This is a genomic window from Streptomyces eurythermus (genome assembly GCF_014649115.1).
GTDB lineage: Bacteria > Actinomycetota > Actinomycetes > Streptomycetales > Streptomycetaceae > Streptomyces > Streptomyces eurythermus.
The window spans coordinates 292,818-308,823 of record NZ_BMSK01000010.1; the positions used below are offsets into that span (position 1 = coordinate 292,818).

The 16,006-nt window shown below is 71.9% G+C and carries 18 protein-coding genes; 5 read left to right on the plus strand and 13 right to left on the minus strand.

What is annotated here, in order from left to right:
• Window positions 1-191 precede the first annotated feature (191 nt).
• Both IE251_RS21150 and IE251_RS21155 read right to left on the minus strand, forming a co-directional pair.
• Window positions 192-1,016, minus strand: coding sequence for an SDR family oxidoreductase (locus IE251_RS21150; RefSeq protein WP_189754550.1), 825 nt, complete (start codon window positions 1,014-1,016; stop codon window positions 192-194).
• A 1-nt stretch (window position 1,017) separates the two neighbouring features.
• The gene (locus IE251_RS21155; RefSeq protein WP_189754551.1) at window positions 1,018-1,752 is read right to left on the minus strand and encodes a thioesterase II family protein; all 735 of its coding nucleotides are present in this window, start codon (window positions 1,750-1,752) and stop codon (window positions 1,018-1,020) included.
• A 792-nt stretch (window positions 1,753-2,544) separates the two neighbouring features.
• Here IE251_RS21155 and IE251_RS21160 point away from each other — a divergent pair.
• Window positions 2,545-2,724, plus strand: a complete 180-nt coding sequence (locus IE251_RS21160; protein WP_189754552.1) for a hypothetical protein — start codon at window positions 2,545-2,547, stop codon at window positions 2,722-2,724.
• Window positions 2,725-2,756: 32 nt separating this feature from the next.
• Here the strand turns inward: IE251_RS21160 and IE251_RS21165 are convergent, their stop codons facing one another.
• Window positions 2,757-3,368 carry a DUF4291 domain-containing protein gene (locus IE251_RS21165; protein WP_189754553.1) on the minus strand — a complete coding sequence of 204 codons (612 nt, stop codon included), beginning with the start codon at window positions 3,366-3,368 and terminating at the stop codon, window positions 2,757-2,759.
• 95 nt (window positions 3,369-3,463) lie between these two features.
• Here IE251_RS21165 and IE251_RS21170 point away from each other — a divergent pair, with 95 nt between their 5' ends.
• Both IE251_RS21170 and lnt read left to right on the plus strand, forming a co-directional pair.
• The gene (locus tag IE251_RS21170; RefSeq protein WP_189754554.1) at window positions 3,464-3,940 is read left to right on the plus strand and encodes a nuclear transport factor 2 family protein; all 477 of its coding nucleotides are present in this window, start codon (window positions 3,464-3,466) and stop codon (window positions 3,938-3,940) included.
• A gap of 109 nt (window positions 3,941-4,049) precedes the next feature.
• Window positions 4,050-5,624: an apolipoprotein N-acyltransferase gene (gene lnt / locus IE251_RS21175; RefSeq protein WP_189754555.1), complete on the plus strand. Its 1,575-nt coding sequence runs from the start codon at window positions 4,050-4,052 to the stop codon at window positions 5,622-5,624.
• Here lnt and IE251_RS21180 read toward each other — a convergent pair.
• The 8 genes from IE251_RS21180 to IE251_RS21215 form a co-directional block, all read right to left on the minus strand.
• The gene (locus IE251_RS21180; RefSeq protein WP_189754556.1) at window positions 5,542-6,453 is read right to left on the minus strand and encodes a Gfo/Idh/MocA family protein; all 912 of its coding nucleotides are present in this window, start codon (window positions 6,451-6,453) and stop codon (window positions 5,542-5,544) included. The two genes, lnt and IE251_RS21180, sit on opposite strands and share 83 nt — an antisense overlap.
• Window positions 6,454-6,579: 126 nt before the next feature.
• On the minus strand, window positions 6,580-7,092 hold the full coding sequence (locus tag IE251_RS21185; protein WP_189754557.1) for a hypothetical protein: 513 nt from the start codon (window positions 7,090-7,092) through the stop codon (window positions 6,580-6,582).
• 188 nt (window positions 7,093-7,280) lie between these two features.
• Window positions 7,281-7,964 carry a uracil-DNA glycosylase gene (locus IE251_RS21190; protein WP_189754558.1) on the minus strand — a complete coding sequence of 228 codons (684 nt, stop codon included), beginning with the start codon at window positions 7,962-7,964 and terminating at the stop codon, window positions 7,281-7,283.
• Between the two features lie 97 nt (window positions 7,965-8,061).
• A complete protein-coding gene (locus tag IE251_RS21195; protein WP_189754559.1) occupies window positions 8,062-9,639 on the minus strand; it encodes an ABC transporter substrate-binding protein in 1,578 nt (525 codons plus the stop codon).
• Window positions 9,640-9,827: 188 nt separating this feature from the next.
• Window positions 9,828-10,589, minus strand: coding sequence for an SDR family oxidoreductase (locus IE251_RS21200; RefSeq protein ID WP_189754560.1), 762 nt, complete (start codon window positions 10,587-10,589; stop codon window positions 9,828-9,830).
• 22 nt (window positions 10,590-10,611) lie between these two features.
• Window positions 10,612-11,373 (minus strand): 3-oxoacyl-ACP reductase FabG, encoded by a 762-nt coding sequence (gene fabG / locus IE251_RS21205; RefSeq protein WP_189754561.1) that lies wholly within the window; start codon window positions 11,371-11,373, stop codon window positions 10,612-10,614.
• Window positions 11,374-11,520: 147 nt separating this feature from the next.
• The gene (locus IE251_RS21210) at window positions 11,521-11,970 is read right to left on the minus strand and encodes a DUF3037 domain-containing protein (protein ID WP_030775010.1); all 450 of its coding nucleotides are present in this window, start codon (window positions 11,968-11,970) and stop codon (window positions 11,521-11,523) included.
• Window positions 11,967-12,743: a HipA family kinase gene (locus IE251_RS21215; RefSeq protein ID WP_189754562.1), complete on the minus strand. Its 777-nt coding sequence runs from the start codon at window positions 12,741-12,743 to the stop codon at window positions 11,967-11,969. Before IE251_RS21215 ends, IE251_RS21210 begins: the two co-directional genes overlap by 4 nt.
• A gap of 591 nt (window positions 12,744-13,334) precedes the next feature.
• On the opposite strand from IE251_RS21215, the gene IE251_RS21220 reads away from it, so the two are divergent.
• Window positions 13,335-13,799 carry a Rieske (2Fe-2S) protein gene (locus IE251_RS21220; RefSeq protein ID WP_189754563.1) on the plus strand — a complete coding sequence of 155 codons (465 nt, stop codon included), beginning with the start codon at window positions 13,335-13,337 and terminating at the stop codon, window positions 13,797-13,799.
• An 11-nt stretch (window positions 13,800-13,810) separates the two neighbouring features.
• On the opposite strand, the gene IE251_RS21225 is transcribed toward IE251_RS21220, so the two are convergent.
• Window positions 13,811-14,455 carry a cysteine hydrolase family protein gene (locus tag IE251_RS21225; protein WP_189754564.1) on the minus strand — a complete coding sequence of 215 codons (645 nt, stop codon included), beginning with the start codon at window positions 14,453-14,455 and terminating at the stop codon, window positions 13,811-13,813.
• Window positions 14,456-14,561: 106 nt separating this feature from the next.
• On the opposite strand from IE251_RS21225, the gene IE251_RS21230 reads away from it, so the two are divergent.
• Window positions 14,562-15,032 carry a pyridoxamine 5'-phosphate oxidase family protein gene (locus tag IE251_RS21230; protein WP_189754565.1) on the plus strand — a complete coding sequence of 157 codons (471 nt, stop codon included), beginning with the start codon at window positions 14,562-14,564 and terminating at the stop codon, window positions 15,030-15,032.
• Between the two features lie 3 nt (window positions 15,033-15,035).
• Here the strand turns inward: IE251_RS21230 and IE251_RS21235 are convergent, their stop codons facing one another.
• The gene (locus tag IE251_RS21235; RefSeq protein ID WP_189754566.1) at window positions 15,036-15,938 is read right to left on the minus strand and encodes a LysR family transcriptional regulator; all 903 of its coding nucleotides are present in this window, start codon (window positions 15,936-15,938) and stop codon (window positions 15,036-15,038) included.
• Window positions 15,939-16,006 lie beyond the last annotated feature (68 nt).

A 16,006-nucleotide genomic window follows, 5' to 3' on the forward strand; every position in this document is an offset into this window, starting at 1 on the left:
CGTGACCGGTGCCCCGCCGGGCGCGGTCGCGTCCGGCGGGTGGCCCGGGGTGAGGGCCCGGGTGGAGGCGCGGCGCGCCGGCCGGTCCGTTCGTCGCCGCGGCGCGAAGGGAACGTTCTGCCGGTGCCGCCGCTGTTCGTGAGGGTGCAGCGGGACTTGCCGGGTGGTGCGGGCGGGCCTTGTCGAGGGGATCAGCGGGCCGTGAAGCCGGAGTCGACGGTGATGACGGTGCCGGTGACCCTCCGGGACTCGTCGCTGACCAGCCAGACCGCGGCGTCCGCGACGTCGAGCGGGTCGACCAGGGCGTTGGTCGGCACCGACTCCAGGTAGACCGCTTCCTGCTCGTCGTAGCTGATGCCGAGCGCGTCGGCGACGACCGCCGTCATCTGGCCGTCCATGGCCGGGTCGTCGCGTACCGGCCCGGGACACAGCGCGTTGACCCTGATGGCGTGGGGGGCGTAGTCGAGTGCGGCCGACTTGGTCAGTCCCACGACGGCGTGCTTGCTGGCCACGTAGCCGGCGAAGTGGCGGTAGCCGACCAGGCCCGCGGTGGAGGCGACGTTGACGATGGATCCGCCGCCGTCGCGCAGCATGACCGGGGCCACCGCCTTCAGCACCCGCCATTCACCGGACACGTTCACGTCGAGCATGACCTGCCACTCCCGCTCGGTGAACTCGTGGGCCGGTTTGCCGGACGGTGCGCCGATACCGGCGTTGTTGATCAGCCCGGTGATGGTCCCGAAGCGATCGACTCCCAGCTCGACGGCCGCCTCGACCGCTTCGGCGCTGCGTACGTCGGCCGGCGCCACGAGCACACTGGCGCCTTCCTTGCGGCACAGGCCGGCGGTGTGTTCCAGCTGCGCGGGCGAACCCAGGCTGTAGGGCACCTCGGAGAGGTCGCCGTCGACGTCGACCAGGATGAGGTCGGCGCCCTCGGCGGCGGCGCGCAGGGCGCAGGCCCGGCCGATGCCCCGGGCGGCACCGGTGATCATGACGACGGAGTCACGCAGGCGCATCTCAGACCTCCAGGGCCGGGGTCGAGCCGGACAGGGCGCCGACGACGATGTCGACGAGGGGCTGGGCGTCCACGGCGGGGTACATGTGGCCCCCGGCCACCTCGACCTGGCGGAACGGGCCCCGGGTCACCTCGCTCCAGCCGGCCAGCGCCGTACGCGGGACCAGCTCGTCCTCCGTGGCGCACACGGCCGTCACCGGGACCTCGACGGGACCGGTGCCGGTCGGTGTGTAGCCCTCGTCCATCCGGAAGTCGGCCCGCAGCGCGCCCATGAGGACCTCGCGCATCTCGGGGATCTCCATGGCGGGGTGCGTGTATCCGGTGGTGCGGCGGACATGGTCGAGGAACTCGTCGTCGGTCAGCCCGGCCGTCTTGGCACAGGCGCCCAGGAACGGCGCCCGGGCCGCGCTGACGAACAGGTGCCGCACCTGCTCCGCGTATCCGGCGGCGAGGAGTCGCAGACAGATCTCGTACGCCAGCGTCGCGCCGAGGAAGCAGTGGCCCAGCAGGGCGACGGGACCGGCCTTCGCGTGCTCGGCCGCGGCGGGCAGCAGGGCGTCCGCCGCGCCGTGCAGATCGGTGAACGGCTCCTCGTCCAGCAGCCGTTCCCGGCCGGGGAGGTTGAGCGGGGCGAACCGGACGGTGTCCGGGGCGAGTTTGTTCCAGGGCCGGAAGAAGCTCGCGCCGGCACCCGCGAAGGGCAGGCAGATCACACGGACGGGAGCAGCGGTACTCATGGGTCTCCTGACAGCACACGAGTGGTGCCTCGTGGGTGGGCACGGTTCTGGGCCGATCCAGGTCTCGGATCGGCCACAGCGAGGTGGGGAAAGCGATACGCCACGCCAAAAAGGGATGCTTTTGGCCATGGTCATATACAGGCGAACGCGCGCCTCTCGAGAAGCCTTTAAAGGTCAGTACATCCGCGTGCGGCACTTCTTGAGAAGTCGCGGATCACATGAGGCAGCGCGCGATTCATCTTCCCCCCGAAAGATCTTCCAAGACTCACTCAATGGGTGAGCAAGAGTGCGGTCGCACGCCTGACGACGGCCTGGCGACCACGACGACTAGAGGGTAGTACCAACGCGAGCAGCCGCCAAGCCGTCAAATTTCAACGGAATGCACAACTCCACTTCCATTAAATCAGGATATCTACCCCTATAGCTGATCATTCGGTTCCGTCGACCCTCACCGCCGGGACACATTCGACACTTTCGCGAGATGAAGCCGCGACGTCGGAATTCCACACGGTCGGCCATCGCACGGAAATGAATTTCCGGATTCCGCCGAGAACCGGAGCCCGGGACCGCGGCCCCGGTCGGCACCGCCGGTTTCCGCACCGCCGGTTTCGGACATCGTGCCGTCGGCCGCGACCCGTCCGTGACCTGCGGACCGCCCGGCGGGCCGCCGGCCGGCCGGGCGGCAGCGCACGGCCACGCGCGGACGACCGGGCGACACCGGTGACCAACGCGTTACCGTCTGCGTAGCCAGGCGGTAGCGCAGGGTCAGTGCTTGGGCCTAGGCTGTGCCGCATGTCCCCGGATTCCCCGCCCTCTGGTTCCGTGCGCTCCGCCGCCGAGCTGAACGAGCGGATCAGAGCGCTGTGGCTGCGCGCGGGCGGCACCCTGTCGGCCCAGGAGCGCGCGGAGTACGAGCTGTTGGTGATCGAGTGGGCCGCCGCCGTCCGCGGCCGGATCATCGAGGCGGCCTGAAGCGGCGACCACGGCAAGGCCCCTGAGCGTCCCTACGCCCGCAGATGCGCGAGCACCTCGTCGGCCACCGGATACGGCCGCTCCCCGGGCAGCAGCGCGCTCGCCCGCTCCGTCTCGCCCGCCCGTACCAGCGCGTGGATCTCCGCTGCCAGCGGGGTGACGTCCTCGATGCCGGCGATCCACTCGTCCGCGTACCGGGCCGCCGCCTCCCCGGCGAGGCCGAGCTGCAAGGACCGGTACGGCAGCGGATTGTGGTGAAGATCCCGCTCCGGGTCCCACTGCACCCGCGCCGGGCTGCGCGCCAACTCCCGCTTCCAGGCGGCCCGGTCCGGGTGCAGGGCGGGCACGTGGTGGGACAGGCAGGCATGGCGCAGGGCCCACTCGAAGCCCTCCCGGGTGATCTCCACGGCGAGGACGGTCTCCTGGTTCTCCTTGGTGCCCCAGCCGCAGCGGTACATCATCCACAGGAACGACGGCTTGACCCAGGTCATACGGTCCCGTTTCCAGCCGGACGGGAAGCGTCCGGTGCGGGCGGCGGCGCGGCCGATCCCCGGGTGGTAGGCCTGGTAGACGGTGATTGTGGTGTCCGTGTGCCGGGCACGGATGCGGAACTTCGGTTCGGTTTCGACGGCTTGCGCGTTCACGGGGACAGGGTCGGCCGCCGCTCCGGTCCCGCACCACCGAATATTCACCCCGCAGGCCTCTTGGCTCGGCGTCCCGCGTACCCAACACTGTGGCGATGACGCAGCGTGCGGAGTTCGCGACCGTGAGGGACCGGCTGGCCGTGGAGGACCTGGTCACCGCCTACGCGGTGGCGCTGGACGACGGCGACTGGTCGGCGTACCACGGGCTGTTCACGGCGGACGGCCGGGCCGACTACCGTTCGGCGGGCGGTATCGAGGGCGACGCGGGGCGGGTCGCCGCCTGGCTCGCCGAGAACCTGGCCGGCTTCGCCATGCGGCAGCACCTGATCGTCAACCGGCAGGTGCGGTTCGGGGTCCTGGAGCACGACACCGGTGACACCGCCCGGGTGCGCGCCGACTACCTCAACCCCATGCGCCTCGCCGCTACCACCGGCTCCGCCGCCCCGGACCTGGTGTGCGGCGGCCGGTACGACTTCGGTCTGCTGCGCACACCGGACGGCTGGCGCCTGCGCGAGGTCGTCGTCCACGAGAAGTGGCGCCGGCTGCCGGCCGGACAGCCCGGCACCGCGTGACGTCCGGCCGCCCGCGCCCACGAGCACCCGTCCCGCCCGGCCTCCGCACGCGCATGCTGTCGAAACCGCCGCGCACACTGGAGGCATCGGCTGGGTAGGGAGGCTCCCTATGAGGACGATCGACCGCTGGCTGACCTCCCCTTGGCGCCGTTCGGCCGCCGCCGCCCTGTCCGGCGCGCTGCCCGTGCTCGCGTTTCCGGCTCCCTCCCTTTGGTGGTGGGCGTACGTCGCCCTGGTGCCGTGGCTGCTGCTCGCCCGGTCGGCGCCGACCGGGCCGCGGGCCGCGTACGACGGCTGGTGCGGCGGCTTCGGCTTCCTGCTGGCCGTGCACCACTGGCTGCTGCCGAGCCTGCACGTGTTCATCTTCCTGATAGCCGCGCTGCTGGGCGTGCTGTGGATGCCGTGGGGATGGCTGGTGCGCCGGCTGCTGGGCGGGCCGGCGCCGGCGGGCCGGGGCTTCGCGGCGCTGCTGGTGCTGCCGTCGGCCTGGCTGGCGGTGGAGCTGGTGCGGTCCTGGCAGGGGCTCGGCGGGCCGTGGGGCATGCTGGGCGCCAGCCAGTGGCAGGTGGCTCCGGCGCTGCGGCTGGCCTCGGTCGGCGGGGTGTGGCTGCTGAGTTTCCTGGTGGTGGCCGTCAACGTGGCGGCGGCCGTGCTGATATCGGTGCCCGCCGCCCGTGTACCCGCCGTCGCCTCGCTGGCCGCGACGGCCGCCGTGGCCTCGGCCGGGTGGGTGTGGGCGCCGCGCCCGGAGGTGGACGGGCGGGCCCGGATCGCCGTCGTGCAGCCGGGCGTCGTCGCCGGGCGGGACAGCGCCGAGCGACGGTTCGATCTGGAGGAGCGGCTGACCCGGCGGCTCGCCGGGCAGGACGTCGACCTGGTGGTGTGGGGCGAGTCCGGCGTCGGCTTCGACCTGGACGACCGGCCCGATCTGGCCCGGCGGCTGACCGCGCTGTCCCGGGCCACCGGCGCCGATCTGCTGGTGAACGTGGACGCCCGCCGCTCCGGCCGGCCCGGCATCTACAAGAGCGCGGTGCTGGTCGGCCCGGACGGCCCGACCGGCGACCGGTACGACAAGATGCGGCTGGTGCCGTTCGGCGAGTACATACCGGCCCGTTCGCTGCTCGGCTGGGCCACCTCGGTGGGCCGGGCCGCCGGCGAGGACCGGCACCGCGGCACCCGGCAGACCGTGGCGGACGTCGGGCACGGGCTGCGGGTCGGCCCGCTGATCTGCTTCGAGACCGCGTTCCCGGACCTGGGCCGGCACCTCGCCGACGACGGCGCGGACGTCCTCCTCGGCCAGTCCTCGACCTCCACCTTCCAGCACAGCTGGGCGCCGGAGCAGCACGCCTCGCTGGCCGCGCTGCGCGCCGCCGAGACCGGCCGCCCGATGGTGCACGCCACCCTCACCGGTGTCTCGGCGGTCTACGGCCCCGAAGGGCGCCGCCTCGGCCCGTGGCTCGGCACCGGCGCGAGCGCCGCCCGGGTGTACGACGTACCGCTCGCGCACGGAGTCACGCCGTACGTCCGCCACGGCGACTGGCCGGTGCACGGCGCGCTGCTGGTGCTGGCCGTGCTGGGGGTGACCGAGGGGGTGCGGGCGGTCAGGACGCGCCGTAGCGGTCCCGCACCTCTCGTACCACCCGCTCGCACAGCTCATGGGTCGCCAGCGCGTCCCGGGCGCTGAGCACCCGTCCGGCCCGTACGGCGTCGAGGAAGGCGAGGACCGCCTGCTCGATGCCGCGCTGGCGGGGCACCGGCACCCAGTCGCCGCGCCGGCGCACGGTGGGCTGCCCCTTGTGGTCGATCACCTCGGCGAGGTTGACCACCTGGCGCTTGGTGTCCTGCCCGGACACCTCCAGGATCTCCTCGTTCGAGCCGCTGAGCCGGTTCATCACGCCGAGCGCGGTGAAGCCGTCACCGGCGAGCTGGAGCACGACGTGGTGGAGCAGCCCGCCCTCGACGCGGGCCCGCACCGTGACGTCGTCGACCGGGCCGGGCACCAGGAAGCGCAGGGTGTCGACGACGTGGATGAAGTCGTCCAGGATCATCGAGCGGGGTTCCTCGGGCAGCCCGGTCCGGTTCTTCTGCAGGAGGATCAGCTCGCGGGGGTGGTCCAGGCACTGGGCGTACCCGGGGGCGTGGCGGCGGTTGAAACCGACGGACAGCGGGACGCCGCGCCGCTCGGCGAGGGTGACCAGCCGTTCGGAGTCGGCGAGTTCGTAGGCGAGCGGCTTGTCCACGTACGTCGGGACGCCGGCCTCCAGCAGCCGGGTGACGATCTCGGGGTGGACGGCGGTGGGCGCGTGCACGAAGGCCGCGTCGAGGCCGGCGTCGAGCAGCGAGTCCAGGGTGGTGTGCCGCCGGGCCGGCGGCAGGTGCAGGCTGTCCCCGACCCGCTCCAGGGTGGCGGGGGTGCGGGTCTGGAGGTGCAGGTCGATCCCCGGCTGGGTGCCGAGCACCGGCAGATAGGCCTTCTGCGCGATGTCCCCGAGTCCGATACAGCCGACCTTCACGTGCTCTCCCCTGTCACTGGCCTGCGGGTTGTCTGCCGGAAGCATACGGGGGCCGTGGGTTCGCGAGGCCGTCGAAGCCGCGCGGGAAGAACGCCCGTCTGGGCGGGGGCACCTGATCGGCACCTGTCAGCGGCGGGGTGTCCAGCCCTCGCCGCCATCGCCGCCCTCGTCGTCCTCGCCCAGCCGCAGCGCCAGCCGGCTGATCGCGGACCGGACCCCCGCGCCGTAGCCGTCGTCGGCGAGGGCGGACGCGGCGCTGCGGGCCCGGCGCAGATGGCTGCGGGCGGCCTCGGCGCGGCCCAGTTTGTCGTAGTCGGCGGCCAGGTTCAGGTGCAGGGACGGCAGGAAGCCCCGCACGCTGCCCGGGTCGCCGCCCGGGCGGCCGTCGGCCAGTTCCTCGGCCGCCGACAACGCCCGCAGGTCCCAGGCCAGTTCGTCCGCCGGGTCGTCGTGGGTGTCGGCCAGATAGTGGGCGAGGGTGCAGCGGTGCAGCGGGTCGCCGTCCTCGCCGATCTCCGCCCACAGGTCCAGGAAGCGGCTGCGGGCCTCCTCGCGGTCACCGCCGTGGTGCAACATCACGACCTGCCCGATCCGCGTCAGCACGGCGTCCGGCGCCGTCTGCTCCTGTCGCTCCACCACGGTGCCCTCCGGGCCGTCGCCGGTTGTTGCCGCTCCCGACGCTAACCGGCGCGACCCGGATTCCCGGACAGGCGGCGCCGTCTCGCCTACGGGCCGGTGATCGGGCGCGGGGGCGTGGGTGGCCGGCCACCCACGCCCCCGCGCCCCGGGGAGGTGACGGCGACCGCACCCGGACGTCACTTCACTCGTCAGCCCAGGTTCGGGATGCGCCAGTCGATCGGCTCGTGTCCCTGCGCGGCGATCGCCTCGTTGATCTGCGTGAACGGGCGGGAGCCGAAGAACCTCTTGGCGGACAGCGGCGAGGGGTGCGCGCCCTTGACCACCACGTGCCGGGTCTCGTCGATCAGCGGGAGCTTCTTCTGCGCGTAGTTGCCCCACAGGACGAAGACCGCCGGGTCGGGGCGGGAGGCCACCGCGCGGATCACGGCGTCGGTGAACTTCTCCCAGCCCTTGCCCTTGTGTGAGTTGGCCTCGCCGGCCCGGACGGTGAGGACCGCGTTGAGCAGCAGCACGCCCTGTTCGGCCCACGGCATCAGATAGCCGTTGTCCGGGACGGGCAGGCCCAGTTCCTCGTGCATCTCCTTGTAGATGTTCCGCAGGGACGGCGGGGTCTTCACCCCGGGCCGCACCGAGAAGCACAGGCCGTGGCCCTGGCCCTCGCCGTGGTACGGGTCCTGGCCGAGGATGAGGACCTTCACCCGGTCGTAGGGCGTCGCGTCCAGCGCGGCGAAGACCTCCTCGCGCGGCGGGTAGACGGGGCCCTTCGCCCGCTCCTCCTCGACGAACTCGGTCAGCTCCTTGAAGTAGGGCTGCTGCAGTTCATCGGCCAGAACCCCGCGCCAGGACTCGGGCAGCATGGCGATGTCGGTCACGTCAACGTCCTCACGATGTCGATCAAGTACCGCGTGCGGTCACTTCCAGGCTTCAGAACCTACAGGCGACCACTGACAACCGGTGCCGCAAGGGGTCTCACCAGCTGGTCTTGCGGTGCAGTGCCCACATCATCATGATCGTCGAGGGATCCAGGGCCTGTTCGCCGCCGGAGATGTCGACGCTGGCCGCCACGAACTGCCTGCCCTGCCACAGCGGGAGCAGCCGGGCGTCGTCGACCATGATCTGCTGGGCGGCCTCCATGTCCTTGACCGTCTGGGCGCGGTCGCTCTCGGCGCGCGCGTGGGGCAGCAGCCGGCCGGTGATCTCCTTGGCCGGGTAGGGCGTGTTGAGCGCGTTGTGCTCGCCGACGAACGGCGCGATGAAGTTGTCCGCGTCGGGGAAGTCCGGGAACCAGCCGCGTCCGAACACCGGGTACTCGCGCTTCTGGAAGCCGGCCACATAGCTCTTCCAGGGGCGGCTCTTGAGGGTGATGGCGAACAGGCCGGAGCCGTCCAGCTGCCGCTTGAGCTCCTGGAACATCAGGCCGGTCTCGGAGCCGTAGCGGTCGGTGGTGTACCAGAGGGTGAGCGGGACGCGCCGGGTGATGCCGGCGTCGGTGAGGATCTCGCGGGCCTTGGCGACGCTCGGTTCGCCGTAGTCGTCGAAGAAGCCGGTGGCGTGGCCGGTCAGGCCCTTGGGGACCATCGAGTACAGCGGGTCGACGGTGTCCTTGTAGACCTTGTGCGCGATCGCGCCCCGGTCCACGAGCTGGGCGACGGCCTTGCGGACGGCGGTCCGTCCGGCCCAGGGGTCGGCGGGGTTGAACACCAGGTAGCTGATGTCGGTGCCGGCGCCGTCGACCAGTTGCAGGTCCTCGTCGTCGTGTTCCTGGAGGGTCACGATGTCGTCGGCGGCCAGTCCTCGGTAGGTGACGTCCACGCGCTTGTCGCGCAGCGCCTCGACCATGCCGGCGGAGTCCTTGAAGTAGCGGATGGTCACCGCGTCGTTCTGCCGCTTGGCGAAGCCCTGGTAGTTGTCGTTGCGGACCAGGACGGCCCGCTCCCCCTCCTCGTAGGACCGGAGCTTGTACGGCCCCGAGCCGTGCACGTCGGTGCCCTCGCGCAGCGAGTCCGCCGGGTAGTCGTCCGGGTCGACCAGGGACATGGCGGGGGTGGCCAGCACGAAGGGGAAGGTGGCGTCGGGCTTGTCGAGGTGGAAGACGATGTCGCGGTCGCCGGAGGTCTCCACCCGGTCCAGGCTGCCGAGCAGTCCGGCGGGACCGCCGGGGGCGTTGATGGCGCGGATGCGGTCGATGGAGTGCTTGACGGCCTCGGCGGTGAGCGGGTCGCCGTCGGCGAACTTCAGGCCGGCGCGCAGCTGACAGCGGTAGGTGCGGCTCGTGGAGTCGGTGAAGGAGCAGGTCCGGGCGGCGTCGGGCTGGGGGGTGGTGGCGCCGTTCGGGTAGGCGAGGAGGGTCTGGAAGATGTTGCGGTACAGCTCCCAGGAGCCGTCCCAGGCTCCGGCGGGGTCCAGGGTGCTCGGGACGCTGGTGGTGCCCACGACGATCGGACCCTGGTCGTCGGGGTCGCCGTCGGACAGCAGGCCGCAGCCGGCGACCAGGGCCAGGGACGCGATCGCCGCGACTCTTCGCAGGAATCGGTACCGGTAGAACACGCGCACGCTCCTCGATCCGCCATACCAAGGGTCGGCAGACCATACCGCAGCGTTCGCGCCCTGAACCTCCCCTGGAACAGGGCCCGTTGATCGATCCGGTGATGACGACGTTGTCAGTCCGCCAGGCGGACACCAGACGGTCTTCCGGGCGCCGTTCCGTCCGGAAACCGGGCGCCCGGAAGAGTCGGTCAGGAGACTCCCGCGTTGAGGAAGATGCCGCCGTCCACGACGAGCGTCTGGCCGGTGATCCAGTCGGACTGCGCGGAGGTGAGGAACGCGGCGGCGCCGCCGATGTCGGAGGGCACCCCCAGCCGGCCCAGCGGGTAGGCGGCCGCGGCCTCCTCCTCGCGGCCCTCGTACAGGGCCTGCGCGAACTTGGTCTTGACCACGGCCGGGGCGATCGCGTTGACCCGGACCCGCGGCGCGAACTCGTGCGCCAGCTGCTGGGTCAGGTTGATCATCGCGGCCTTGCTCACGCCGTACGCGCCGATGAACGGCGAGGCCGACAGGCCGGCGACCGAGGCGATGTTGACGATCGCGCCGCCGTTGTCCTTCTGCCAGGCGTGCCAGGTCTTCTGGGCGAAGCCGAGGGCGGAGATCACATTGGTCTCGAAGACCTTGCGGGCGACGTCGAGGTCGAGGTCCGCGATCGGGCCGAACACCGGGTTGGTGCCCGCGTTGTTGACGAGGAAGTCGACCCGGCCGAAGGCGGCCATGGTGCGCTCGACGACCTCGGTCTGGTGGCCGAGGTCGTGTGCCTTGCCGGCGACGCCGATGACCCGTTCGGTGCCGAGCCGCTCGACGGCCTCCTTCAGGGCGTCGTCGCCGCGGCCGGTGATGCAGACGCGGTCCCCGCGGGCGACGAGCGCCTCGGCGACGCCGTAGCCGATGCCGCGGCTGGCGCCGGTGACGATCGCGACCCTGCCGGAGAGCTCCGGGAGTTCAGTCATGTCCGTGCTACCCCTGAATCCCTTAGTTGAGCGGTCCGCCGGCGACGTACAGCACCTGGCCGGAGACGAAGCCGGCCGCCTCGCCGGTGAAGAAGGCGATGGCGTTGGCGATGTCCTCGGGCTCGCCGACGCGCTGCACGGGGATCTGGGTGGCGGCGGCCTTCTTGAAGTCCTCGAAGTCCATCTTGACGCGCTCGGCGGTGGCCTTGGTCATCTCGGTGGCGATGAAGCCGGGGGCGACGGCGTTGGCGGTGATGCCGAACTTGCCCAGCTCGATGGCGAGGGTCTTGGTGAAGCCCTGGAGGCCGGCCTTGGCGGCCGAGTAGTTGACCTGGCCGCGGTTGCCGAGCGCCGAGGAGGAGGAGAGGTTGACGATCCGGCCCCAGCCGGCCTCGACCATGTGCTGCTGCACGGCCTTGGTCATCAGGAACGAGCCGCGCAGATGCACGTTCATGACCGTGTCCCAGTCGGACACGCTCATCTTGAACAGCAGGTTGTCGCGCAGCACGCCCGCGTTGTTGACCAGGATCGTGGGGGCGCCCAGTTCCTCGGCGACGCGGGCGACGGCCGCCTGGACCTGCGCCTCGTCGGAGACGTCCGCGCCGACCGCGACGGCCTTGCCGCCGGCCGCGGTGATCTTCTCGACGGTGTCCTTGCAGGCGGCCTCGTCGAGGTCGATCACGGCGACCGCGCGGCCCTCGGCGGCCAGCCGTACGGCGGTGGCGGCGCCGATGCCGCGTGCCGCGCCGGTGACTACCGCGACCCGCTGTTCATTGGTGGACATGCTGTTTCTCCTCGCCCTTGAGAGAACCTGTCGGACCCTCGGAGAGGGCCCTCCGGTGCGGTGAGCGACCGCTTAGTACCTTCTCCACCCGTGACGCTAGAAGCCCTGGCACGCGGTGTCAACGGCAACATCGGCCGGTGTGATCGATTACCTCACCAGGAGGTTCAGCAGGCGCTCCGTCTCGGCGGCCGGGTCGGCGGTCAGTCCGGTGTGCACGGGGCCGGGCTGGACGATGGCGGAGCGGGGTGCGACCAGCCAGCGGTAGCGGCGCCCGGCGTCGTCACCGGCCGCCTGTCCGGCCTGTTCACCGCCCGCGCAGGTGCGCTCGATCGCGGCGAGCGCGGCGCGCACCCCGGCCACGTCGGCGGCCGGGTCCAGGGCGAGCAGCCGGGCCTCGTCCAGGTGGGTGCGGGCGCCGAGGTAGCCCCGCGCGCGGCAGTAGACGACCACGCCGGCGTTGACGCACTCCCCGCGCTCCACCCGGGGCACGACCCGCAGCAGCGCGTACTCGAACACGTCCCGGTCGCCGCCCTGGCCCGCCCGGGTGATGTGCCGTTCGGTGACATGGCCGGCCATGTGGATGTGACGCTCGCTCACTTGCCCTCCTCCGATCCGGTGCCGAGGCCGGTGATCCGCTCGGCGATGACGGCCGCGCGCGCGAGCAGCGGCCGCGCGTAGGCCCGGCGCAGGTCGTCCGGGGTGTCGAAGCCCGGCTCGCCCTCGAGCCAGACGTCCGGGATCTCGGCGGTGACCTCGGCGAGCAGGTCCTCGGTGACCCGGGGGGCGAGGTCGGCCGCGGCGGCGCGCACGTCCGGGGCGAAGCGGGCGAGGGCGTGGTCCGAGGCGTCGTACGGGCGGGCCGCCGAGGTCTCGGCGCCGGGCCAGTTGTGGTGCCAGATCATCGTGGCGCCGTGGTCGATGAGCCACACCTCCCCTTGGCTCACGAGCAGGTTGGGGTTGCGCCAGGACCGGTCGACGTTGTTGATCAGCGCGTCGAACCACACGATCCGGCCGGCCTCCTCCGGGCTCACTGGAAAGGCGAGCGGGTCGTAGCCGAGGGCACCGGACAGGAAGTCCATGCCGAGGTTGGTGCCGCCGCTGCCGCGCAGCAGGTCCTGCACCTGCTGTTCGGGCTCGCCGAGCCCGAGGACGGGGTCCAGTTCCAGGGTGACCAGCCCGGGCACCCGCAACCCGAGCCGCCGGCCGAGTTCACCGCACACCACCTCGGCGACCAGGGTCTTGCGGCCCTGTCCCGCGCCGGTGAATTTCATGACGTAGGTGCGGAGGTCGTCGGCTTCTACCAGTCCCGGCAGCGACCCGCCTTCACGCAAAGGTGTGATGTAGCGGGTCGCGGTGACCTGTTTCAACATTTCCCCGGCCATCCATCTTTCGAGCCTTGTGATCCACGGTGGATTCCGGAGGGGCGCGACATCAGGAAGCGCCCGTCAGCGGTGCCGGGGAGAATCCGGGGAGTTTCGGCCGGCATGCCGTTCTCCCTGCTCCCCGAGCAGTCCGTCGACGGCGGTAAGCCCCTTGCTTCCGGCCTCCGGCACGAAGTGAGCATAGTAACCCTCGGATCTCGGCTCCCTCCGGGAGGGCGAAGCACGGCCTTCCCTTGACGTTGTCGTCTGCGGGTGCCTCCGGAATCGGGGAAAACCGGGGCGGGATTCCGGCACGGATCCGGGCCGGGTGACCGGAACTCCGCGCGGCCGCCCCGCTGCCGGCAGGCGCTCCGCGGCGGCGAGTTCGACGCAGAGGGCCGGCCCCAGGGAGTGCGGCTCGGCGGTGTCCGGATTCGAACTCCCATCGAAAGGATATGGAAGCGGGGCGACGCTTCTCGGAGAACGAGACGGTCTGGGCGCGGGGGCTCTCGCGCACCCGCTCCGCCTTCTGAACGGCCGCGGCCGTGCGTCCGTACCCCAGGGCGGACCATGAGCAGCTCCGCCGAAGGGAAATGTCATATGAGCAGCGCCTCGTCCCACCCCAGCGCCGGTCCGGACCGTCGTACGGTCGTGGCGGCGGTCGGAGCCGCCGGGCTCGCCGCCGCGCTGACCGCCTGCGGCTCGGGCGACGACTCCTCCGACGCCGGGTCGGCCGACGCCGGTGCCACCGCCACCGGGGCCGCGTCGGACGGCGGTGGCACCGCGCTCGCCAAGGCCGCCGACATCCCCGAGGGCGGCGGCAAGATCTTCAAGGACCACGGTGTGGTGGTCACCCAGCCGATGGCGGGCACCTACAAGGCGTTCTCCGCCGAGTGCACCCACCAGGGCTGCGTGGTCGGGAGCATCGCAGGCGGCATGATCGTGTGCCCGTGTCACGGCAGCGAGTTCTCCGTGGCGGACGGCAGCGTGAAGAAGGGACCGGCGACGAAGGGGCTGGCCCCGGCGCGGATCACCGTCTCGGGCGACGACATCAGGCTGGCCTGAACCGGCCCGGCTCAGCGCTGTTCCCTCGGCCCGCCGAGACAGCCCAGTATCTCGTCGGTGGTCGTGACCGTGGCGACCAGCGCCAGCGTGTGGCGGAGCACCGCGGCCGTGTAGTCGGCGGGCACGCCCGCGATGGCGTCGGCCGGGACCACGGCGGTGTAGCCGAGGTTGACGGCGTCGAACACCGCGTTGGGGACGGCCACGTTGGCCGACACCCCGGTGACGATCAGCACCCGGCAGCCGAGGTTGCGCAGCAGGGCGTCGGCCTCCGTGCCGTGCAGCGGGGACAGCCCGTGCAGCCGCCGCAGGACGAAGTCCTCCTCGGCGACCTCGATCGGCGGCGCGACCCGGACCGCCGCGGTGCCGGTCAGCTGCCGCACGGCAAGCCGCTCGGCGGCCCGGAACAACCGGGCGTTACGGCCGGCGCCCCGGCCGTCGGGGCGGCGCTCGGCGATCGCGTGGATCACCTGTACACCGCTTCGGTGGGCGGCGGCGACCAGCCTGGCCACATTGCGCAGGGCGCCCGAGGAGCGTGCCGCGCGGACCAGTTCGGGCAGGGCGCCGGCCGGGCCGACGACCCCCTGCTGGCACTCCACGGTGAGCAGGACGGTACCGGCGGGCTCGAGGAGTTCGCCGAGCTGCTCGTACGACGGCATGACGCGCCCCCTTGAAGACGACCAGTTCTCTTTTCTGACGTCATGTCAGAGGATCGGCGGGAGCACGATAAGTCTCCGACCCGACAGGGAGAAGAGAGGGGGCCGCATGTCCGACACCCGTCAGCGCCGGGGCCGCAGGATCATGATGTCGCCGGCCGAGCTGGACGAGTTCCTCGCCACCCAGCGCACCTGCCGGATCGCGACCGTCTCGGCCGACGGCACACCGCATGTCAGCGCGCTGTGGTTCGCCTGGGACGGCACGTCGCTGTGGCTGTACTCCGTGGTGCGCAGCCGGCGCTGGGCGCAGTTGCGCCGCGATCCCCGGGTGGCTGTCGTGGTCGACTCCGGGGAGGAGTACGGCGAGTTGCGCGGGGCGGAGCTGTCCGGCCGGGTGGAGTTCGTGGGCGAGGTACCGCGCCGGGGTGAGCTGTGCGCCGAACTCGACACGGCCGAGACGCTGTTCGCGCGCAAGAACTTCGGCCTGGAGGAGATGCCGCACGACGGCCGGCACGCGTGGGCCCGGCTGACCCCGGAGAAGATCGTGTCCTGGGACTTCCGGAAGCTGGGCGGAGTGTAGGGCTCAGCCGAGCCGCCGAGCCGCCGTCCGCAGGGCCTCCACAGCCGCGCGGATGGAGGGCCGGCGGTCGGCGTCCGCCCGCCAGATCACGTACACATGGCGGCGCACCCGCTGTTTGAGCGGCACGAGGACCACACCGTCGGGCACCGGGTGCCGGCCCAGCAGCGGTGCGATGCACACGCCCAACCCTGCGGCGACCAGCCCGAGCTGGGTGTGGGTCTCACCGGCGCGATGGCCGACGATCGGCTCGACGCCCTTGGACCGCAGGGTGAACAGCAGCCACTCGTGGCAGAACTCGCCCTCGCCCCAGGTGATCCACTCGTCCTCGGCGAACTCGGTCAGATCCACCTCCGCCCGGTCCGCGAGCCGGTGCCCGACGGGCATGGCGACATCGGCGGGGTCGTCCAGCAGGGGCGCCTTGACCAGGCCGTCGGGTACGGGCATCGGCTTGTTGTACCAGTCCAGCACCACCGCCAGGTCGAGATCGCCGCGGACGACCCCGGCGATCCCCTGTTCCGGTTCCAGCTCGCTGGAGCGCACCCGCAGCCCCGGGTGCTCGGTGCGCAGCGCGCCCAGCGCGGCGGGGAACAGGCCCCGGGCCGCGGTCGGGAACGCCGACAGCCGCAGTTCGCCGACGACCTGGCCGCGGTGCGCCTCCAGGTCGGACTCGGCCAGCTCGACCTGGGACAGGATGCGCGCCGCGTGCTCCGACAGCAGCCGCCCGGCGTCGGTGAGCCGCACGCCCCGGCCGTTCTTGGCGAGGAGCCGCTGGCCGACCTCCCGCTCCAGCTTGCCCAGCTGCTGGGAGACCGCGGACGTGGTCACGTGCAGCGCGTCGGCGGCGGCACTGACCGAGCCGTGCCGGGCCAGTGCGTCCAGGGTGCGCAGGCGCTCAAGGTTCAACATGTAAGTGATCCTAAGAGGTACCAGGTGGGAAATCTCGATTGTGCTACGAGGTTGCCTCCAGCATCGTG